Raw genomic sequence first — 19,695 nt, 5'->3', positions numbered from 1 at the left:
TTTTGACTTTCTGTGAAGCGCTTAATCGAACACCGGACTTTCCACGCCGAGAATCTTGTGCAACTTCGGCGAGGTCGTGGTGTATTGCATATGGATTTTCTTTTCCGGAAAGATGTACGGCGCAGCGCCGAACGCGGCCAGGGCGGCTTCATGGAAGCCGGACAGGATCAGCTTTTTCTTGCCGGGATAGGTGTTGATATCGCCGACGGCGAAAATGCCAGGGACGCTGGTTTCAAACTTTTCGGTATCGACCTTCAGCTGCTTGCGTTCGATCTCAAGGCCCCACTCGGCGATCGGGCCGAGTTTCGGGGACAGGCCGAAGAAGACCAGCAGATCGTCCACCGGCAGGCGGCGGGTCACGCCGTCGGAGCCGGTCACCTTGATCTCGGTAAGCTTGTCGTCCTTCGATTCGAAGCCGGTCACCTGACCGACCAGGAATTGCATTTCAAAGTTTTCGCACAATTCCTTCATCTTTGCGACGGATGAAGGCGCAGCGCGGAATTCTTCGCGTCGGTGCAGCAGGACGATCGATTCCGCCTTGCCGACGAGGTCCAGCGTCCAGTCAAGTGCCGAATCGCCGCCGCCGCAGATGACGAGATTCTTGCCGTGGAAACGGGACGGATCCTTGACGCGGTAGAACAGCTGCTTGCCCTCGAACTGTTCGATGCCATCGACCTTGAGGGTGCGCGGTTGGAACGAGCCGACGCCGGCGGCAATGAAAATGGTCTTGGTGATGAAGCGGGTGCCGGCCGAGGTTTCGAGATTGAAGCGGCCGTCGTCGCGCTTTTCAACCAGGGTTACTTCCTGGTTCAAGTGGAAAGTCGGGCCGAACGGCTCGATCTGCTTGAGCAGGTTGTCGGTTAGCTCCTGACCTGTGCACATGGGCACAGCCGGAATGTCGTAAATGGGTTTGTCCGGATACAGCTCAACGCATTGCCCGCCGACTGCAGCCAGGGAATCGATCACATGTGCCTTGATCTCCAGCAGTCCCAGTTCAAATACCTGGAACAGGCCCACCGGCCCGGCGCCGACAATCACCGCATCGGTCTCGATCGGCCCTTTACCTGCGTTGTTCGCGGTATCGGGGACTTGGGTGGATGCGTTGATGCCGTTGCTGGTTTCCATACGACTATTCAGTTCCTGTTTCATTTCAAGGTTTCCACAAAATGCCGGCGCTCCTTTTCGACGGCGATCGGCCTGTGGGCTTTGCCCTGTTGTTATTCTGAGCCTGTCTGCTGCAAGCCCGGAACGGCAAACAGCTATTTGACCAGGTGCTGCATCTTGTCCTTGACGTCCTTCCAGTCGTCGGCGTCCGGTAGCGGATCCTTCGTCTTGGTAATCGACGGCCACTTGCGGGCGAGCTCGGCATTGAGCTTGATGAATTGCTGCTGGTCTGCCGGCACATCTTCTTCAGCGAAGATGGCATTGACCGGGCATTCGGCTACGCATACGGCGCAGTCAATGCATTCATCGGGGTCGATCGTAAGAAAGTTCGGGCCTTCGCGAAAGCAGTCTACCGGGCATACATCCACGCAGTCGGTGTAACGGCAGCGGATGCAGGATTCGGTCACAACGTGTGTCATAACAGTCCTATCTGTAAATTTTTTGAAACTGGTCTGATTTGAAGTCGGGGTGAAGGACGGGGACGATAGGGACATAACCATGCCCTGCACACACAACCCGCTGCAAAGCCTTGTATTTTAAGACAATCGGGTGTTTCTAACAAACCGAACTTAGACAGAATATGAATAAGCAAATGTGGCGAATTCGGGAAGCAACCAAGGCGAAAAGGGTTATTGGTTGCCTGCAGGGTCCTGTTCATTGCGCTTTATTTGCAGCTATGACAATTCCGCATCGTGTTATTCGTCGCAAGGCGGCAATCCTCCTACAAGCTCAATAGAAAAAATGGAAATCGAGACCTCGATACAGTTGAATTATTTGCTGTAGCCATTTGAAATTAAATCAAGCGGAAAGCGCACATGATGCCGGTGCGATTGGGGTAGACTCTCAAACCTGTCATCAAGGGGGCATTCATGGACACTTCAGCAGCGCGCAAAGCCATTTTCAGCCGGATTCGCCAGGCGCAGAATCGACCTGTCGAGCCGACACAAGCCGAGCGTGATGCCGTCCGCGACTACCTCGCCGCGCATTCGCAAGGTCCGCGGCCCGCGATCGGCTCCGATCTGATCGAACGATTCAAGCAGCAGGCGCTCCGTATGTCAGACACGGTTGATGAAGTGAACTCTCTCAATGAGGTGCCGGCGGCAGTCGCACGCTATCTGGACAGTATCGGCGTGGCGAAGCAGGCGATTGCATGGAAAACCCTCGACGGTTTTGCGTGGGGCGAGGCCGGGGTGCAGGTGGAATTTCGCGCGCCGCGCAACGAAGACCTGGTCGGCATCACCGGTGCCTTCTGCGCAGTTGCGGAAACGGGCAGCCTGATGGTGCTGTCCGGGCCTGACACCTATTCATCCGCCAGCCTCCTGCCGGAGACGCATATTGCGATCGTCGCTGCGTCCCGCATCGTCGGAGCCATGGAGGACGCATTTGCCCTGGCTCGCAACGAACACGGTGAATTGCCGCGTGCGGTCAACTTCATTTCCGGGCCGTCCCGTACCGGCGATATCGAACAGACCATCGTCCTGGGCGCGCATGGTCCTTATCGCGTTCACGTCATCGTCGTAAGCGCCGCCTGAGCGGCAAAGCCGGTCCGGTGACTTGTGGGGGGATAAGACGGGTTTCTGGACCCTTGGCGCGGAGTCGGTGCTGCGCTGGCCGCATGTACGCGTTATTGCTGATTGCGCCCAAAGGCATTCCCGCTAAAATTGTCATTTCTCAAAATAAATATTCCAATGACTCCAAGGAGACCGGTCTTGCGACATTTCACTGCGTTGTCAGCCTTTTGCGTTCTGCTGCTTGCCCAGCTTGCCTGTCCGTCTGTCGCGTTCGCCGCGGGAGGGTTTTCGGGGCCTGTCGTCGCGAACATTCCGGTGGAATTCATTCTGTTCGCGGCGGTCCTGTTCTTCATTGCATTCGTGCACGTCAACACGATGGTGACTGCAGTGACGGGTGCGCTGATCATTTCCGTCTACAAGATCGTGTTTTCGCCATTCGGCGAAGGCACTGGCGTCGGCGGGCTGGTGGCGCACTTCGGGCATGAATGGGTCATCCTCGGCAATCTGCTCGCATTGCTGTTGGGCTTCGCGCTTCTTGCCAAGCATTTCGAGCGCAGCGAGATTCCCGCTGTTTTGCCGAACTACATGCCGGACGACTGGAAGGGCGGCTTTGTATTGCTGGTCCTCGTGTTTGTCATTTCATCCTTTCTGGATAACATCGCGGCGGCCATGATCGGCGGCGCGGTCGCACATACCGTGTTCCGCGGCAAGGTGCACATCGGTTACCTTGCGGGTATTGTCGCAGCGTCGAACGCCGGCGGAGCCGGCAGCGTGGTCGGCGACACGACCACGACGATGATGTGGATTGCCGGTGTTACACCAGGCGAAGTGTTCGAAGCCTATATCGCGGCGACCGTTGCCCTGCTGATCACCGCCATTCCGGCATCGCTGCAGCAGCATGCTTATTCACCGATCACGAAGGATGCGCAGAAAGGCGCGCGCGTTGACTGGACCCGCGTGGCGATTGTTGCCTTCATTCTTGTTGCTGCGATCTGCGCCAACCTGTTGCTGAATCTGAAATTCAATGAATGGTCCGATGCGTTCCCGTTCCTCGGCCTCGCGGTCTGGGTCGCGATCTTGCTGAGCGCGCCGCTGCGCCGCCCCGACTGGAACGAGTTGCCGGGCGCCTTGCGCGGCTCGATTTTTCTGTTGTCGCTGGTCTGGTGCGCATCGATGATGCCGGTCGAAAAACTGCCCGAAGCTTCCTGGATGAGCGCGTTGGCGCTGGGTTTTGTGTCTGCGGTATTCGACAACATACCCTTGACCGCACTGGCATTGAAGCAAGGTGGTTTCGACTGGGGTTTCCTGGCCTATGCTGTCGGCTTTGGCGGTTCGATGATCTGGTTCGGCTCCTCCGCGGGAGTCGCGTTGTCCAACATGTACCCGGAATCAAAATCGGTAACTCTCTGGCTCAAGCATGGCTGGCACGTTCTGCTGGCTTATGTGGTCGGTTTCTTCGTTCTGCTGACGGTATGGCATTGGCATCCGGGTTCACAGCTGCGCGGCGCGGTGCAACCTGCGCATGAGGCGAAGACGGTCTCGGCGCTGGACACCTCCGTGCAAGCAGCGCCGACCTCGGGAATCAAACACTAGGGCGGACTTGCCGGTGCGCCGGCGAACAACGCGGCCGACGGATAAACCGATCGCCGCGTTGACTGGCTGCGCTCCTCCGAATATCCTTAACTAGGTTCCGTCAAGAGGATAGGGCATGGCCGATATCAACATCACCCACCCGCATAAATTACCCCACAAGAAAGCAAAAGCCGCGGCGCAAAAAGTGGCCGATCAATTGGCCAAGGAATACGACATGGCTTCCGAGTGGGAGGGCGACGTGCTGATCTTCAGGCGTAGCGGGGTGTCGGGATCGCTGACGATCTCGTCCCAGGAGGCGACAATCGAAATCCAGCTGGGCTTTCTATTGAAGGCATTCGCGCCGGCGATCGAAGAAAAAGTATCAGCAAAGATGAAGAAGGTCTTCAGCGGGAAGGCCTGAGGTCTCGTGATGCAGGTGCGCGCCTGCATCGCTCATCATGCGTCATCTACGCGCTGAAGATTTCACCCCTTCAGCTCCGCGATCAGGTCGATATACTGCTGCATCGCCTCTTCCTTCGACGTACCCTTGAGCCCGTCCCATGCATCGTACTTGGCGCGGCCGACCATGTCGGTAAAGCCGGGGCGCTTGCCTTCGACATCGCCCGTACTGGCTTGCTTGAACAAGGCGTAGATTTTCAACAGCGTCATGTTGTCAGGGCGTTCTGGCAAATTTTTGGATTCGGCTACCGCCTTGTCGAAGAGGGCCTGCAGGCTCATCACGTTCTCCTTGTGGATGTAAATAAAACGGTGTTAGTGTCGTGTCTCTTGCGTTATCTAAAAGCGCCGAGAGTGCGGAACAACATAACATAGAAAAATCTGCCAAAAAAGAAAAGCTCTAGAGGGGGTGCTCGATGTTGTCTGAAGCTGTGCCGGCGCTGCGCCGGGAAAAGATGTCTACTGTCGATACCGCATGGTTGCGGATGGATTCGGACAGCAATCTGATGATGATTGTTGCTGTGCTGATGTTCGACAAGCCCATGGACACGTGCCGATTCCGGGACATCGTTCAGACGCGGCTGCTCTCCTACAGCCGTTTTCGCAGCAAGGTGGTGCGTGACATGACCGGCGGTGCGTGGTGGGAGGAGCAGCAGGTCGATCTTGATCATCACATCCTGCACTACCGCTTGCGATCGACCGGTTCGAACAACAAGGCGTTGCTGGAGCAGATGGTGAGCCGGCTGTCGGCAACACCCCTCAGCCTCGCCAGACCTTTGTGGCAGATGCATTTGATCGACAACTGTATCGGCGAGGACAGCAAGACCAGGCAGGCTATCGTCATTCGCATTCATCACTGCATTGCCGACGGAATTGCATTGGTCGGCGTGTTGCTGTCGATGTTCGACCAGGCACCGGATGCCGCCGACCGTCATGCGACGCATAGCGCGGTCAGCCTTGATGAGGAAGACAATCCCTGGATGCACCTCATGCAGCCGGTGACCAAGAGCATGGTCAATGCGATCAACTTGTCGGCCAGCATGTGGAGCAAATACATGTGGATGCTGGCCGATTCGAACAAGCTGATGGGCCGTCTGTCGGACATGGGCAACAAGGCCGGCCGTTTGACCATCGATGCGATCAAGCTGCTGGCCATGCCGGATGATTCCCGCACGCGCTTGAAAGGCAAACCGAAGGGAGCCAAGCATGTCGCCTGGAGCGAGCCGGTGCCATTAAATGAGATCAAGGTGATCGGCAAAGCGCTCGGCGGATCGGTGAACGACATCTTGATGGCCAGCGTCGCCGGCGCGATCGGCGCGTATCTGCGTTCCAAGGGCGACTCTGTGCCGGGAAAAACCGACTTGCGCGCGATGGTGCCTGTGAATCTGCGCAAGGCAGGCGATGAACACAAACTCGGCAATGCGTTCGGTTTGGTGCCGCTGGTTTTGCCGATCGGCATGGAAGATCCGATCGAACGCCTGAACGAAGTGCGGCACCGCATGGATGAGCTGAAAGGCGGATACCAGGCATTGGTCGCGATGGCGGTGCTTGGCGTATTGGGTGCGACGCCCAAGCAGATGCAAAACGAAATCCAGAATTATTTTGCAAAGAAGGCGACCGCGGTCATGAGCAATGTGCCGGGGCCGCAGACACCGCTATACCTTGCCGGCAGCCAGCTGGACCAGATCATGTTCTGGGTGCCGCAATCAGGTGATATCGGTCTGGGCGTATCCATTCTGAGCTACAACGGATGCGTGCAGTTTGGCCTGGTTACCGACGATGCGATCGCTAGCGACCCGCATGCAATCATTCAACGTTTTGCGCCGGAATTCGAAAAGCTGGTGCTGCTTGCGTTGATGTCGGAATGGTAGCCCGCGCAAGCCCACGGTTCTTCGCTGATTAATCCTCGCTCGTGCCACCGACGACGGCACTGCCGACGTTTACCGCTCCCCTGGCAACCGCGGTAGTCGCGCTGACTGCCGCGGATCCCGCCGTCACGCCGACACTCACCGCGGTGCCGGCAATCGATGCCGCGGTGGTGGCGACGGTGATCACCGTACATCCGCTGACCAAAAGCAGAAGCGCTGCACAAGCGCCGACAAGAAATATTTTCGAATGCATGAACTCCGAATCCGGTGAGCGATCGCGCTGCGACCGCTGAGTGGTGAAAGCTGTTTGTCACGTCGCTGGTGGCTATCGCATAGCCAGCCAGGCAATTCAGATGAGGGCTGCCTTCATCCACGCACCGGCTTCAGGACATTTAATGCTCGCGAGAAAGAGTCATTACACGCCCAAAAGTTCCACTTCGAAAATCAATGTTGCATTTGGCGGAATCACGCCGCCGGCGCCGCGCGCGCCATAACCGAGCGAAGAAGGAATGATCAGCTTGCGCACGCCGCCGACTTTCATGCCCTGAACGCCTTCGTCCCATCCCTTGATCACATGGCCGGCGCCGAGCGGAAAATCGAAGGGATCGTTGCGATCCTTGCTCGAGTCGAACTTGCGGCCGGCGCTGCCGTCGGGATTTTGCAACCATCCGGTGTAATGCACGGTGACGTGCTGACCCGCCTTGGCTTCGTCGCCGGAGCCGATCGTGGTGTCTTCATATTGCAGGCCGGAGGCGGTCATGATGGTGGACATGGTTTTCCTTTGTTGTTTCGTTGAAAAAGAAAGAAATTCTAGCAGGTAGGATGCGTGCCAACGCCATAACAAGGCAGGCGTAGGCAAGTGTTGCCGAATTCCATTGTCACGAGCCTTCGCCGTAGCGCTTTGACAGCATGGCCTGCATGGGATTCCGAGATGCGATGCCGGCGCCGGGCACGGATACTCGCTTGACGAAGGCTGCCTCGAAGCGGATCATCCACGCCGGCGCAATCATGCGTGACGAATGGGCGATGAATGAGCAGCGTCCGATTCTTGGGTTGAACCGACCTGCCGCGCATGTTGAACTTCGCAAAGAGAAAGGTTTCCTGATGCGTCCTGTATTGATTGCCTTTGGGCGGGCGGTATTGTCCCAACTGCATTTCCGCATGCTGTTGCTGACGGTGCTGCCATTTGTGTTGTCCGTCGTACTGTGGGGCGTATTGCTGTGGCTCGGGCTGCAGCCCATGATCGATTGGCTGCATGCATACTTCGCCGACCATGGCGGCTTCAGCGTCGCGGGCGATGTGCTTGGCTGGTTCGGGCTGGGGGCCATCAAGACCGTGCTGGTTCCGCTGATTGCGATGTGGGTGCTGTTGCCGCTGATGATCCTGACCGCACTGATTTTCGTCGGAATGATGGCAATGCCGATGATCGTCCGGCATGTGGGAACCCGGCATTACCCGGATCTTGAGCGCCGCAAGGGCGGCAGCGTGTGGGGTAGCGTCTGGATTGCGATTTCATCGTTCATTGTGTTTGCCGTGTTATGGCTGATCACTTTGCCGCTGTCGATATTTCCACCACTGACCTTCGTGGTGCAGCCTGCACTCTGGGGATGGCTGACCTATCGCGTGATGGCCTACGACGCACTCGCCGAGCACGCGAGCGCGCAGGAATGCAAGGAGATCCTGTACATCCATCGATGGCCCTTGTTCGTGATCGGCGCAATTACCGGCGCGATGGGCGCGGCGCCGACCTTGCTTTGGCTGGGTGGTGCGCTGTCAGTCATCTTCTTTCCCGTGCTGGCCGCTGGCGCCATCTGGTTGTATGTACTGGTGTTCGTGTTTACCGGCTTGTGGTTCCAGTACTACTGTCTCGAAGCACTCGCGCAGTACCGCGCTCTGAAAGCGACGCGCGTCGACGCTTCGCAGCCGATCAAGGACATCAATTGAGGTAGTAGCGCGGAAGGAATGCGTCGCCTGAGGCATAATGCGATTTTTTCAATCGCATTCATTCCTATGGCTATCGGGCTCATCATCATCGGCGACGAAATCCTGTCAGGCAAAAGGACCGACAAACATTTTCCCAAAGTGGTCGAACTGCTGAATGCGCGCGGCCTGCAATTGTCGTGGGCGGAATATATCGGCGACGATCGGGAACGGATCACCTCGGTCCTTCAGCGCACCTTTTCAAGCAACGACATCGTGTTTTCTTGCGGCGGCATTGGCGCCACGCCGGACGACCATACGCGCCAATGCGCGGCAGCGGCGCTGGACGTTCCGCTGGTGCTGCATCCGGAAGCAAAGGAGAGAATTCAGGAACGCATTGCGGACATGGCGCGTGAAGCGGGCAAGGAGCCTGACTTCAGCAAGCCGGAGATGGCGCATCGTCTGAAGATGGGGGAGTTCCCGCAAGGCGCCGAAATCATCCCCAATCCGTACAACAAGATTCCGGGATTCTCCGTACGTCATGGCGGCGGAGCACACTATTTCGTTCCGGGATTTCCGGAAATGGCCTGGCCGATGATCGAGTGGGTTCTCGATACGCAATACCCGCATTTGTTCCAGCGTGTGGCGCGGCTGGAGAAGGCGGTACTCGTTTACGAAATCGCGGAATCAACCTTGACGCCCTTGATGGAAACCATCGAGGCGGAATTCCCGCAAGTCAAAGTGTTCAGCCTTCCGAGCGTGGGCAGCGCCACTGTCCGCAGACATATCGAGCTCGGCGTGAAGGGTGAGCCGTTACAAGTCAATGCCGCATTTGAAAAGATGTTGAATGGCCTGGATGCATTCAAGGCCGAATTTCAGCGCATCTGAGCAGCAGCATGCGCGCTGCTGGCGTCGGCCGCGATGAGGAACGACCGGTACGGATAAAAAAATGCCTCGGAAAACCGAGGCATTCGAAGCGGTACCAGGTTGGAGGAGGTGCGTGAGGTACCGAGGAGATCGCTGCTAGAACTGCAGATTCCCGGCATCGATCAAGGGCGCCGGGAATCGGAAATTACTTCTTGCTGGCGCGGGAAGCTGCTTTCGGAGCTGCTTGCGCGAACTGGCCGACGGCGTTGTTCAGGTTGGATTCCAGTACTTCCACCGCTTGTTTCGTGGATTTGCTCAGCTGCTCGTAGCCGGCGTTGGCGTTGCCGATGGCGGACTTCAACAGCGCAACTGCGTTCTCCGTGCCGGCCGGGGCATTCTTGGTCACTTCTTCAACCAGCTCAAGCATTTTGCGGCTGGTTTCGGCGATCTGCGCCTCGGTGGCCTTGTTGAACTCGGCTTGTACGCCGGAAGCGATGGTGGCCAGATGACGGCCATAGGAAAGCGCTTTTTCCGCGTTCGGTTGTGCTTGTGCAGCAGCGACTGCTATCCACTCTTGCGGATCCTTGGCGGAGAGGAATTGCTTCGCTGCAGCACTGGATTCTTCCAGCGACGCGCGGGCGACGTTCAGATTCAGATCAAGCATTTTCTCGACACCCTCAAACGTCTTGTTGGTCAAGTTGGTGAGGAGTGCCAACTGGGCTTCGAGGTTGGCTTTCGACGCAGCGGAAAATTGCTCGGGAATCGTGAACATGTTGATCTCCTTCGGGAAAAGGTTATTGGCCGGATAATTCTGCAATAGGCATCGCAAGATATTTTGTGCGACGCAACAATGCATATTTTACGGCGAAATCTTATCGTGTCAACAAATATTGTTGCGTAGCACAAAAAAGATCGCATTCAGATCAAAAAATTGGTATGGGGTAACTTTTTCCTGGCGGTTTTGCAACGCCAGACCGCCAGGTCGAAAAATTCGGTGCATGCTAAACTCGCCCCCTCTACTTTACGTATACGTCAACTCGTGCAAGCCTTCTATAGCGATCATTTCGTCTTGCCGCTTCCCGAGGGCCATCGCTTCCCGATGCAGAAATACAGCATGGTGCGTGAAGCCGTGCTTGCCACCGTTCCGCAAATTGCGTTTCATGAGGCGCCATTTACGAGCGATGGCGTGTTGGCGCTTGCGCATCATCCGTCCTACATAGAGCGCGTATCGCGCGGCGAACTCACTCCGGCGGAGCAGAAGGCAATCGGCTTTCCCTGGTCCCCCCAGATGGTCGAACGCTCGCGCCGCTCCGCCGGCGCCACCATTGCAGCGTGCCGTGCAGCGCTGGAGTGCGGAGTGGCGGCCAACCTCGCGGGCGGGACGCATCATGCGTATTCCGATCACGGCGAGGGATTTTGCGTGTTCAATGATGCGGCGATTGCCGCGCGCCTGATGCAGGCCGAACGACGCGTCCGGAAGGTGGCGATCGTCGATCTGGATGTCCACCAGGGAAATGGCACGGCTGCGATCCTGGCGCAGGACGACTCGATATTCACCTTGTCGCTGCACGCGGAAAACAACTACCCGTTCAAGAAGGAACGCAGCGATCTGGACGTTGCACTGGCCGACGGAGTGGGCGATGCGGATTATCTGAGCGCGCTGCATGCCGCGCTCGACGGGATGTTTGCGCGCTTCTCGCCGGAACTCCTGATTTATCTTGCCGGCGCGGATCCGCACGAAGGCGACCGTCTGGGTCGGCTCAAGCTCACATTCGACGGCTTGGCCGCGCGCGACCGCATGGTGCTCGATCGCGCGTGCGAACGCGACATTCCAGTCGCGCTTGCCATGGCAGGCGGCTATGGCAAGAACATCCATGATACTGTCGCGGTACACGTGCAGACTATTACCATCGCTTCTCACACCACTTTTCGCAAGTCTGCGATTGCAACTCAATGACGACCGTATCATCCGCCTCCCGCATTCAGCGGAACGTTCCGGCCCGATGGACCGCGGCAATGCCTTTTCTTTTCGTGCTCATCTGGAGCACCGGCTTCATCGTCGCGAAATTCGGGCTGCCTTATGCGCCGCCGCTGACTTTCTTGCTGCTGCGTTTCGCCGGCGTGCTCGTGGTGCTCTTGCCCATCGTATTGGTGATGCGCGCTCCGTGGCCCTTCGGACGCATCTGGCGCATCGCAATCGCCGGGGTACTGGTGCAAGCGGGTTACCTGGCCGGCGTGTGGTGCGCAATCAAGCTCGGCATGCCCGCCGGCTTGTCTGCCTTGATCGTCGGCTTGCAGCCGATTCTGACGGCCTTTGCGGCGCCGTTTCTCGGCGAGTCGGTACGTCGGCGTCAATGGATCGGACTGATTTTTGGTCTGTGCGGTGTCGGGCTGGTTGTCGCCAACAAGATTTCACTGGTTGGCCTGTCATGGCAGAGCATTGCGCTATGTGTGTTTGCCCTGCTGTCGATCACGATCGGCACGCTGTATCAGAAGCGCTATTGCGCAAGCTTTGATCTGCGCACCGGCACTATCATCCAGTTTGCGGCGTCGATTGTCGTCGTGCTGCCTTTCGCGATCGCATTCGAACACCTGACGCCTGCCCTGGCGACGGTGCAGTGGACACCGCGTTTCATCGGGGCCTTGCTGTGGGCGATCCTGGCATTGTCGATCGGTGCGATCTTTCTGCTGTTTGCGCTGATTCGCAAGAGCGCCGCGACCCAGGTCACAAGTTTGTTGTACTTGACTCCGCCCACCACGGCAGTGATGGCGTGGGTCATGTTTGGGGAGGCATTCAGCGTTGCCGGCATGCTGGGCATGGCGCTGGCCGTTATCGGTGTGGCTTTGGTGGTGAGAAGGTGATTCATGCGACCGCAGGCGAAGAGTCGAAGCGACTTTAAATATTTTCATGCGATTACGACGCGCTGGATGGACAACGACGCGTATGGACATGTCAATAACGTGGTGTATTACAGCTGGTTCGATACAGTCGTGAACCAGTTCTTGATTGTTAACAATGTGCTCGACATTGAACGCAGCCCGGTGATCGGACTGGTCATTGAAACGCAATGCAATTACTTCGCGTCAGTGGCGTTTCCCGAGCGCGTGACGGCGGGACTACGCGTCACAAAGCTGGGCAAGTCGAGCGTGCGTTACGAGGTCGGCATTTTTCGCGGCGGCGAAGAGAACGCTTCCGCGCAGGGACATTTCGTCCATGTCTACGTTGACCGTGACTCGCGCAAGCCGGGTGCGATTCCGGACGACATGCGGAGTCTGTTGCAAACGATCGAAGTGCCGCAGTCATGATCGAGACGCCCGAGCAGAAAGTTGTGGATGCTGTCATCGCGTCGCGCCGTTCGCTTCGCGCCTTTTTGCCCACCCCGGTAGCGCGTGAAGATGTCGAGGCCATTCTGGAAATTGCCGCACGCGCGCCCTCCGGCACCAATACCCAGCCGTGGAAGGCGTATGTGCTGACCGGCGGGACCAAGGAAAAGCTGTCTTCGGAAATACTGCGCGCGTACAACGATCCCGAGATCGGTCGTCAGCACACGGAGGAGTACCACTACTATCCGAGTCGATGGACGACGCCTTTCCTCGAGCGTCGCCGCAAGGTGGGCTGGGATCTCTACTCTCTGCTCGGGATCACGCGTGAAAACAAGGCCGGCATGCATGCGCAGCTGGGGCGCAATTACCGTTTTTTCGGTGCGCCCGTGGGTATCATCTTTACGATTGACCGCGTCCTGGAGCAAGGCTCTTGGCTGGATTACGGAATGTTCCTGCAAAACGTCATGCTCGCCGCGCGTGCACGCGGCCTGGACACCTGTCCGCAAGCGGCGTTCGCGCAGTTCCACCGGATCGTTCGCGACGTCCTGCAAATCCCGGCGAATGAAATGGTGGTGTGCGGGATGTCTCTCGGATTCGCGGATGAGAGCAAGATTGAAAACACCCTGGTGACGGAACGCGTGTCGGTTTCGGAATTTGCAAAATTCATGGACTAATTTTTCTTGAGGGCGTGACCACGGTCGATCGCAGGGCGATTGTTGCAAATTAAACATATTTTTTGACGATCATTGCCTGAAGTCCGGAAACGGCTTTGCGAACCCTCAACCGACAATAAGAAAATCGTTTAATTTCCAGCGCTAACTCTCTAATTCACTTGCTGAATTTCATTATTTTGCTAGACTGCAAGATATAATCGTTTTGCAAGAATGTGGGAGGAGTGCCGATGATCAAGTCCGCGCTAGGGATAGCCGTTTCCGTCATTGCGTTGGTTGTTGCTGCCCCTGCAGCGCAGGCTGCGACCAGTTCCGCCACCAAGGCATCATCGAAGAAGCACTCCGCCAAGAAGTCGCACGCAAAGCACAAAGCCGGACACGTGCGCCATGCGAGCGCCAGGATCTCCTCCGGAAGTTCGAAAGCCGCCAAAACGGCTCACGGCGATCACAAGTCCGGATACCAGCACGTTGCCTACTCCCCCTCGACTGAAGTTCATGCCGCGCCGCCCGTGATAACGGCGGGCGACCTTGCCGGACTGAACTTGACGCACGATCCGCTTGCGCTCAGATCCAATGCCGCGGTCGTTATCGACCAGGCTACCTCACAAGTCTTGTTCGAAAAGAATGCCGCTGTCGCGCTCCCGATCGCATCGCTGACAAAACTCATGACCGCGACGATCGTGGTGGAAGCGCATCAGAACATGGATGAAGTGCTGGAAGTGACTTCGGACGACATCGACCGGGAAAGGAACAGCACTTCGCGCCTGCGAGTCGGCTCAAAGATGACGCGCTCGAACATGCTACATATCGCACTGATGAGCTCTGAAAATCGCGCGGCGTCGGCTCTTGGGCGAAATTATCCGGGCGGCCTGCCGGCATTCGTTGCCGCGATGAATGCGAAAGCAAAAGCCTTGGGCATGCTCGACACGCGCTATGTGGATTCGACCGGTTTGTCGAGCCAGAACGTGTCCAGCGCACGCGATTTGTCGAAGCTGGTTGTAGCGGCCTATCAGCATCCGATCATACGCGAGTATTCAACCGATACGCGTTATGTGGTCGATACCGGCGGGCATCGTCAACTGCAATATATCAATTCGAACCGCCTGGTCATGAATCCGGGCTGGGAGATCGGTTTGCAAAAGACCGGCTACATCGCGGAAGCGGGGCGATGCCTGCTCATGCAGACGACGGTCAATGGCCGCCGCGTGGTCATGGTGTTCCTCGATTCGAAGGGCAAGGATTCGCGTCTCGCCGATGCAGGTCGCGTACGCAGGTGGCTGGAAATTTCGAAGCCGCAAGCATTGAAGCCGGCACCCGCGCACCAGGGCTGACGAGCGGTTTCACATGAAAGGTGACAGGTGGTTTCTGTCTAACTGGAAATCAACGTTGTATATTTCCCGGCTGCGCTCCTTGGCGCAGCCGTTTTTATTGTTCTATGCTACATTGGGGTTTGAACTGATCCACGGCATGTTTGCAAATCAGCATGCCGCAGCGACATGAAAGTTGGCGCGAGCGCGCGGAAATAGATGAACGGCTCGTATTAACAGTCCTGGAACGACGGCCTCGGGGACGGCGTGCAGCTTGACGTAGCTGATGCCGACATGACAGGGGCTTGCGTTCTTCAATGAGTAATCCCGCCCATGTTTACGCCAAGAGTTCTGCTTGTTAACGACGACCCGGCCAATCTTCTCGCGCTGGAGAGTCTTTTGTCAGGTCGCGGCGATTTCGAGGTCATTACCGCGCGCTCCGGCGAAGAGGCATTGCGCTGGGTATTGAGATACGACTTCGCGGTTATTCTGCTCGATGTCAGCATGCCGAAGATGGACGGCTTTGAAACCGCTGAAGCCATCCACTCGCATCCGCGCTCGGCATCCGTTCCCATCATTTTCGTCACCGCACATTTTGCTGACGAGATGCACCGTCTCAAGGGCTATCAGCGCGGGGCGGTCGACTACCTGTTCACGCCGATCATTCCGCAGATACTGCAAACCAAGGTGGCGGTATTTGTCGACCTTGCGAAGAAAAATCTGCAATTGAAGCGACAGACGCTGGAACTCGAACGCTTGAATGCGACGCTGCAGGAACAGCGCAAGCAGGATCTCCTGCATATCAATGAGCGCAAGCAAGCCGAAGAAGCATTGCGCCAGTCGCAGGAAGAATTGCGCCAGCTTGCCAGCTATCAGGAACGCATCAAGGAGGACGAGCGCAAGCGCATTGCACGCGAGATTCATGATGAACTGGGGCAGAACCTGCTTGCGTTGCGTATCGACATCGCCATGCTGCATGCGCGCACAGGTTCCACGCACCCCAAGCTCAACCAGAAGGTGCACGCGGTGCTCGATCATATCGACACCACCATGAAAGCCATGCGCGCCATCATCAACAATTTGCGGCCCACCGTGCTCGATCTCGGCTTGAGCGCGGCGATCGAGTGGCAGGTAAAGGAATTCCAGCGGCGCACCGGCATTACCTGTGAACTGGTGATGCCGGATAAGGAATTGATGGTCGATGATAACCGCGCGACCGCGCTGTTCCGCATCTTGCAGGAGTCCCTCAACAACGTGTTCCGCCATGCCAGGGCAAGCAAGGCGACCATCGAGCTTCATGCCCAGGATAAGCGCCTGATCATGACCGTCACTGATAATGGAGTCGGCATCTTCCCCGGATGCCGGAGAAAGGCCAACTCCTTCGGACTGGTTGGCATCAAGGAGCGCGTCAGCGCGCTGGGCGGCGAATTCGTGCTCGATACCGCGCAGGACAAAGGCACGTCCATCAAGATTTCGATTCCACTTGGAGGCGATGCGCCGGGCGGCGGGCTGGATGGCGGCTTTGTCGAGGGCGAGTACCCGTTCATGGAAAGGCGAGCTACAGATGGCGCGAGGCAAATCACAGCATCGGTCAAGTCGCCGGATGTATCCAGGCGCAGGAAAGAAAAAGAGTTTCCGGCCAAGCTGAATGAGCTGACCTGAGCGACTGCCCGGCGACAGGCCTTCGTTCGGCACGTCATGCAGGGCGCGTTCGCTGTTCGCACAGGAGTTGCCAAATCCTCATCACGCTTCCGATGCGCCATGGTCGCTGGTTTGACATTTCTCAACGGTGATTCACATCCTCTTGAGAATGCGGACTCTAGCAATTGCTTACCTCGGCTGTTTCGGAACACAATGATTTCCTTGTTTCTCGCGGGGAACTTTCGAGATCCGCACCTGCTTGGCGACTTATTTCTCGCCGCAATTTCGTTTAATCATCCCGACTACGCGACGTGCTTACGCCAAAAGTCCTTGTCGTCAATGACGATCCCGCCACCCTGTTGGCCCTGCAATCCCTGCTCGCGGACGGTGCGGACCGGGACGGTTATCAGATGGTGTGCGTCCATTCGGGGGAGGAGGCGCTGCGCGAGGTGCTGCAGCATGAATTTGCCGTCATCCTGCTGGACGTGAAGATGCCGGGCATGGATGGTTTTGAAACGGCGGAAGCAATTCATTCACATCCGCGCTCGGCATCGGTCCCCATCATTTTCACGACGGCCTACTCGGGCGACGAATTTCACCGCCTGAGGGCTTACCAGAGCGGCGCGGTCGATTATCTTCTGGCCCCGGTCATTCCGCAGGTGCTGCAAACCAAGGTGTCGGTGTTTGTCGAAATGGCGAAGACCAGACTGGAATTGCAGTTCAAGACGCAGGCGCTTGAAATGCTGAATCGGGATCTGCGCGTGCAACAGATGCGGGAACTCAAACGCATCAACGCCGCACTGGAAGCTGAAGTCATCGAACGCAGGCGGGCGGAACAGCGCGCGCATGAACTCGCGACCCGCGACGCCCTGACGCGACTTCCCAACCGGCGCTCGCTGATCGAGCGCCTGACACACGCGGTTGCGCACGCGGCGCGTCATGGCGAATGCCTGGCAGTGCTGTTTCTCGATCTCGACAAGTTCAAGGAAATCAACGATACGCTCGGCCATGAAGCGGGAGACGAATTGCTGATACGGGCTGCCAGCTCCATCGCATCCTGCCTGCGTGAATCCGACATGGTGGCACGCCTCGGCGGCGACGAGTTCGTGGTGCTGCTGGAAAGTTTGCCGGACGCTTCCCACGCCGGCCTTGTCGCGCAGAAAATTGCGCACGAGATCACCGAGATAAGGGAGATCGGGGAACACCGGATTTCCGTGTCGACCAGTATTGGCATCGGTCTCTATCCGCGCGATGGAGACAATGCCCAGGCATTGCTGCAGAACGCCGACATAGCGATGTACAAGGCGAAGAAGAAGCGGCGCGGCAGCATTCGTTTTTTTCGCGACGAACTCAATAACCGCGTACTACCTGACCACGACTAGAACTCATTTCATAAATAGGAGGGCTCGCCTATTTATGAAATGAGTTCTAAAAGATTGTGCCAGAATAAAAAAATGGAGACGAACACATGGATTTGACGATGAGCCTGCACGATGAAGTGGACGCAAAGCTGTTGCTTGGCGTACTGACAGCGCTGAAAAAAGGCGATTTTACCGTTCGTCTGCCATCTGATTGGACCGGACTCGCGGGCAAGATCGCCGATACGCTGAACGACATCATGGAAACCAACGAGCAGTTGACCGAAGAAATCACCGAGGTCAGCCGTGTCGTGGGCCGCGAGGGGCGGCTGACGCAACGCGCAGCGGTTCCCAGCGTGGCAGGCGGCTGGTCGACTATCGTCAAGTCCGTCAACACCTTGATCGACGACCTGGTACGGCCGACAACCGAAATGGCGCGCGTGATCGGTGCGGTCGCGAAGGGCGACCTGTCCCAGACCATGGCGCTGGATGTGGACGGACGCCCGCTCAAGGGGCAGTTCCTGCGCGCGGCGGCGACTGCCAATACGATGGTGGATCAGCTTTCTTCCTTCGCGTCGGAAGTGACGCGCGTGGCGCGTGAAGTGGGCACCGAGGGCAAGCTGGGCGGACAGGCGAACGTGCCGGGCGTGGCGGGTACGTGGAAGGATCTGACCGACTCGGTGAATTCGATGGCGGGCAACCTGACATCGCAGGTGCGCAACATCGCGGACGTGACGACTGCGGTGGCGAATGGCGACTTGTCGAAAAAGATCACGGTGGACGTGCGCGGCGAAATTCTGCAGCTGAAGGACACGATCAACACCATGGTGGACCAGTTGCGGTCCTTCGCATCGGAAGTGACGCGCGTGGCGCGCGAAGTGGGTACGGAAGGCAAGCTGGGCGGACAGGCCTATGTTCCCGGCGTGGGCGGCACCTGGAAGGACTTAACGGACAACGTGAACTTCATGGCATCGAACCTGACGGGCCAGGTGCGTAACATCGCGGAAGTGACAACGGCGGTGGCCAATGGCGATCTGTCCAAGAAGATCACAGCGGATGCAAAAGGCGAGATCCTGCAGCTCAAGGACACCATCAACGTGATGGTGGACCAGCTTTCCTCGTTCGCGTCGGAAGTGACGCGCGTGGCGCGCGAAGTGGGTACCGAAGGCAAGCTGGGCGGGCAGGCGCAGGTGAAGGGCGTGGCGGGCACGTGGAAGGACCTGACCGACTCGGTGAACTCGATGGCAGGCAACCTGACCTCACAGGTGCGCAATATCGCGGACGTGACGACCGCCGTGGCAACCGGCGACTTGTCGAAGAAAATCACGGTCGACGTGAAGGGCGAAATTCTCGAGTTGAAAAACACCATCAATACCATGGTGGACCAGCTTTCTTCCTTCGCGTCGGAAGTGACGCGCGTGGCACGCGAAGTGGGTACCGAGGGCAAGCTGGGCGGACAGGCGCAGGTGAAGGGCGTGGGCGGCACCTGGAAGGACTTGACCGACAACGTGAATTTCATGGCCTCGAACCTGACAGGCCAGGTGCGTAACATCGCGGAAGTGACAACGGCGGTGGCGCGCGGCGATTTGTCGAAAAAGATCACCGTGGACGTGAAGGGCGAGATCCTCGAGCTCAAGAACACCATCAACACGATGGTGGATCAGCTCCGCTCCTTCGCAGCCGAGGTGACGCGCGTGGCGCGCGAGGTGGGCACCGAGGGAAAGCTCGGCGGCCAGGCCGACGTGAAGGGTGTGGCCGGTACCTGGAAGGACCTCACCGACTCGGTGAACTCGATGGCCTCCAACCTGACGGTGCAGCTGCGGGACGTCTCCAAGGTGGCGACCGCCATCGCCACCGGCGATCTGACGCAGAACATCACGGTCGCCGCACGCGGCGAGATCCTCCAGATCAAGGACGTGATCAACACCATGGTGGACCAGCTGCGGTCCTTCGCCTCCGAGGTGACGCGGGTAGCGCGCGAGGTGGGCACCGACGGCAAGCTGGGCGGCCAGGCGGACGTGCGCGGCGTGGCCGGC

The 19,695-nt window shown here is 57.8% G+C and carries 20 protein-coding genes; 14 read left to right on the top strand and 6 right to left on the bottom strand.

Annotated elements, in window-relative coordinates; genetic code table 11:
- Nucleotides 1-21: 21 nt before the first annotated feature.
- Nucleotides 22-1,125, bottom strand: a complete 1,104-nt coding sequence (locus VJ651_RS15670; protein WP_324108347.1) for an NAD(P)/FAD-dependent oxidoreductase — start codon at nt 1,123-1,125, stop codon at nt 22-24.
- 134 nt (nt 1,126-1,259) lie between these two features.
- A complete protein-coding gene (gene fdxA / locus VJ651_RS15665; RefSeq protein WP_136418470.1) occupies nt 1,260-1,583 on the bottom strand; it encodes a ferredoxin FdxA in 324 nt (107 codons plus the stop codon).
- 450 nt (nt 1,584-2,033) lie between these two features.
- On the opposite strand from fdxA, the gene VJ651_RS15660 reads away from it, so the two are divergent.
- The 3 genes from VJ651_RS15660 (at nt 2,034) to VJ651_RS15650 (ending at nt 4,668) form a co-directional block, all read left to right on the top strand.
- Nucleotides 2,034-2,696, top strand: a complete 663-nt coding sequence (locus VJ651_RS15660) for a lactate utilization protein C (protein WP_324108345.1) — start codon at nt 2,034-2,036, stop codon at nt 2,694-2,696.
- Nucleotides 2,697-2,873: 177 nt separating this feature from the next.
- Nucleotides 2,874-4,268 carry a citrate transporter gene (locus tag VJ651_RS15655; protein ID WP_324108344.1) on the top strand — a complete coding sequence of 465 codons (1,395 nt, stop codon included), beginning with the start codon at nt 2,874-2,876 and terminating at the stop codon, nt 4,266-4,268.
- A 115-nt stretch (nt 4,269-4,383) separates the two neighbouring features.
- Nucleotides 4,384-4,668: a polyhydroxyalkanoic acid system family protein gene (locus VJ651_RS15650; RefSeq protein WP_324108343.1), complete on the top strand. Its 285-nt coding sequence runs from the start codon at nt 4,384-4,386 to the stop codon at nt 4,666-4,668.
- A gap of 62 nt (nt 4,669-4,730) precedes the next feature.
- Here the strand turns inward: VJ651_RS15650 and VJ651_RS15645 are convergent, their stop codons facing one another.
- The gene (locus VJ651_RS15645; RefSeq protein WP_136418473.1) at nt 4,731-4,985 is read right to left on the bottom strand and encodes an acyl-CoA-binding protein; all 255 of its coding nucleotides are present in this window, start codon (nt 4,983-4,985) and stop codon (nt 4,731-4,733) included.
- Between the two features lie 134 nt (nt 4,986-5,119).
- Here VJ651_RS15645 and VJ651_RS15640 point away from each other — a divergent pair, with 134 nt between their 5' ends.
- Entirely contained in the window at nt 5,120-6,574 is a 1,455-nt protein-coding gene (locus tag VJ651_RS15640; protein ID WP_324108342.1) for a wax ester/triacylglycerol synthase family O-acyltransferase, read from the top strand.
- 28 nt (nt 6,575-6,602) lie between these two features.
- Here VJ651_RS15640 and VJ651_RS15635 read toward each other — a convergent pair whose 3' ends face one another.
- Nucleotides 6,603-6,824, bottom strand: coding sequence for a hypothetical protein (locus VJ651_RS15635; RefSeq protein ID WP_324108341.1), 222 nt, complete (start codon nt 6,822-6,824; stop codon nt 6,603-6,605).
- 162 nt (nt 6,825-6,986) lie between these two features.
- Nucleotides 6,987-7,343, bottom strand: a complete 357-nt coding sequence (locus VJ651_RS15630; protein ID WP_136418475.1) for an FKBP-type peptidyl-prolyl cis-trans isomerase — start codon at nt 7,341-7,343, stop codon at nt 6,987-6,989.
- A gap of 332 nt (nt 7,344-7,675) precedes the next feature.
- Between VJ651_RS15630 and VJ651_RS15625 the strand changes: the two genes are divergently transcribed.
- Nucleotides 7,676-8,515 carry an EI24 domain-containing protein gene (locus tag VJ651_RS15625; protein ID WP_324108346.1) on the top strand — a complete coding sequence of 280 codons (840 nt, stop codon included), beginning with the start codon at nt 7,676-7,678 and terminating at the stop codon, nt 8,513-8,515.
- Nucleotides 8,516-8,581: 66 nt separating this feature from the next.
- Complete coding sequence (locus VJ651_RS15620) at nt 8,582-9,379, top strand: competence/damage-inducible protein A (RefSeq protein ID WP_324108340.1); 798 nt, start codon at nt 8,582-8,584, stop codon at nt 9,377-9,379.
- 184 nt (nt 9,380-9,563) lie between these two features.
- On the opposite strand, the gene VJ651_RS15615 is transcribed toward VJ651_RS15620, so the two are convergent.
- On the bottom strand, nt 9,564-10,130 hold the full coding sequence (locus tag VJ651_RS15615; RefSeq protein ID WP_324108339.1) for a phasin family protein: 567 nt from the start codon (nt 10,128-10,130) through the stop codon (nt 9,564-9,566).
- Between the two features lie 267 nt (nt 10,131-10,397).
- Between VJ651_RS15615 and VJ651_RS15610 the strand changes: the two genes are divergently transcribed.
- From VJ651_RS15610 to VJ651_RS15575, 8 genes are all read left to right on the top strand, one after another.
- Nucleotides 10,398-11,315, top strand: a complete 918-nt coding sequence (locus tag VJ651_RS15610) for a histone deacetylase (protein ID WP_324108338.1) — start codon at nt 10,398-10,400, stop codon at nt 11,313-11,315.
- A gap of 59 nt (nt 11,316-11,374) precedes the next feature.
- Nucleotides 11,375-12,220: a DMT family transporter gene (locus tag VJ651_RS15605; protein ID WP_324108337.1), complete on the top strand. Its 846-nt coding sequence runs from the start codon at nt 11,375-11,377 to the stop codon at nt 12,218-12,220.
- Nucleotides 12,221-12,223: 3 nt separating this feature from the next.
- Complete coding sequence (locus tag VJ651_RS15600; protein ID WP_324108336.1) at nt 12,224-12,664, top strand: thioesterase family protein; 441 nt, start codon at nt 12,224-12,226, stop codon at nt 12,662-12,664.
- Nucleotides 12,661-13,356 carry a nitroreductase gene (locus VJ651_RS15595; RefSeq protein WP_324108335.1) on the top strand — a complete coding sequence of 232 codons (696 nt, stop codon included), beginning with the start codon at nt 12,661-12,663 and terminating at the stop codon, nt 13,354-13,356. The genes VJ651_RS15600 and VJ651_RS15595 overlap by 4 nt, the downstream gene beginning before the upstream one ends.
- A gap of 227 nt (nt 13,357-13,583) precedes the next feature.
- On the top strand, nt 13,584-14,684 hold the full coding sequence (pbpG, locus tag VJ651_RS15590; protein WP_324108334.1) for a D-alanyl-D-alanine endopeptidase: 1,101 nt from the start codon (nt 13,584-13,586) through the stop codon (nt 14,682-14,684).
- Nucleotides 14,685-14,993: 309 nt separating this feature from the next.
- Nucleotides 14,994-16,322: a response regulator gene (locus VJ651_RS15585; RefSeq protein WP_324108333.1), complete on the top strand. Its 1,329-nt coding sequence runs from the start codon at nt 14,994-14,996 to the stop codon at nt 16,320-16,322.
- Between the two features lie 290 nt (nt 16,323-16,612).
- A complete protein-coding gene (locus tag VJ651_RS15580) occupies nt 16,613-17,683 on the top strand; it encodes a diguanylate cyclase domain-containing protein (RefSeq protein ID WP_324108332.1) in 1,071 nt (356 codons plus the stop codon).
- Nucleotides 17,684-17,769: 86 nt separating this feature from the next.
- A partial coding sequence (locus VJ651_RS15575; protein ID WP_324108331.1) for a HAMP domain-containing protein occupies nt 17,770-19,695 on the top strand: 1,926 nt, incomplete at its 3' end.

Origin of the sequence: Noviherbaspirillum sp., from assembly GCF_035254865.1 — a bacterium.
Lineage (GTDB): Bacteria > Pseudomonadota > Gammaproteobacteria > Burkholderiales > Burkholderiaceae_D > Noviherbaspirillum.
The sequence above is the reverse complement of the archived record's forward strand: the minus strand, read 5'-3'. Positions and strand labels throughout refer to the sequence as shown.

Excerpts from the sequence above, each read along its gene's own strand:
- VJ651_RS15670 (WP_324108347.1), bottom strand. The coding sequence starts at position 1,125 with ATGGAAACCAGCAACGGCATCAACGCATCCACCCAAGTCCCCGATACC.
- fdxA (WP_136418470.1), bottom strand. The coding sequence starts at position 1,583 with ATGACACACGTTGTGACCGAATCCTGCATCCGCTGCCGTTACACCGAC.
- VJ651_RS15660 (WP_324108345.1), top strand. The coding sequence starts at position 2,034 with ATGGACACTTCAGCAGCGCGCAAAGCCATTTTCAGCCGGATTCGCCAG.
- VJ651_RS15650 (WP_324108343.1), top strand. The coding sequence starts at position 4,384 with ATGGCCGATATCAACATCACCCACCCGCATAAATTACCCCACAAGAAA.
- VJ651_RS15645 (WP_136418473.1), bottom strand. The coding sequence starts at position 4,985 with ATGAGCCTGCAGGCCCTCTTCGACAAGGCGGTAGCCGAATCCAAAAAT.
- VJ651_RS15640 (WP_324108342.1), top strand. The coding sequence starts at position 5,120 with ATGTTGTCTGAAGCTGTGCCGGCGCTGCGCCGGGAAAAGATGTCTACT.
- VJ651_RS15635 (WP_324108341.1), bottom strand. The coding sequence starts at position 6,824 with ATGCATTCGAAAATATTTCTTGTCGGCGCTTGTGCAGCGCTTCTGCTT.
- VJ651_RS15630 (WP_136418475.1), bottom strand. The coding sequence starts at position 7,343 with ATGTCCACCATCATGACCGCCTCCGGCCTGCAATATGAAGACACCACG.
- VJ651_RS15625 (WP_324108346.1), top strand. The coding sequence starts at position 7,676 with ATGCGTCCTGTATTGATTGCCTTTGGGCGGGCGGTATTGTCCCAACTG.
- VJ651_RS15620 (WP_324108340.1), top strand. The coding sequence starts at position 8,582 with ATGGCTATCGGGCTCATCATCATCGGCGACGAAATCCTGTCAGGCAAA.
- VJ651_RS15615 (WP_324108339.1), bottom strand. The coding sequence starts at position 10,130 with ATGTTCACGATTCCCGAGCAATTTTCCGCTGCGTCGAAAGCCAACCTC.
- VJ651_RS15605 (WP_324108337.1), top strand. The coding sequence starts at position 11,375 with ATGCCTTTTCTTTTCGTGCTCATCTGGAGCACCGGCTTCATCGTCGCG.
- VJ651_RS15600 (WP_324108336.1), top strand. The coding sequence starts at position 12,224 with ATGCGACCGCAGGCGAAGAGTCGAAGCGACTTTAAATATTTTCATGCG.
- VJ651_RS15595 (WP_324108335.1), top strand. The coding sequence starts at position 12,661 with ATGATCGAGACGCCCGAGCAGAAAGTTGTGGATGCTGTCATCGCGTCG.
- pbpG (WP_324108334.1), top strand. The coding sequence starts at position 13,584 with ATGATCAAGTCCGCGCTAGGGATAGCCGTTTCCGTCATTGCGTTGGTT.
- VJ651_RS15585 (WP_324108333.1), top strand. The coding sequence starts at position 14,994 with ATGTTTACGCCAAGAGTTCTGCTTGTTAACGACGACCCGGCCAATCTT.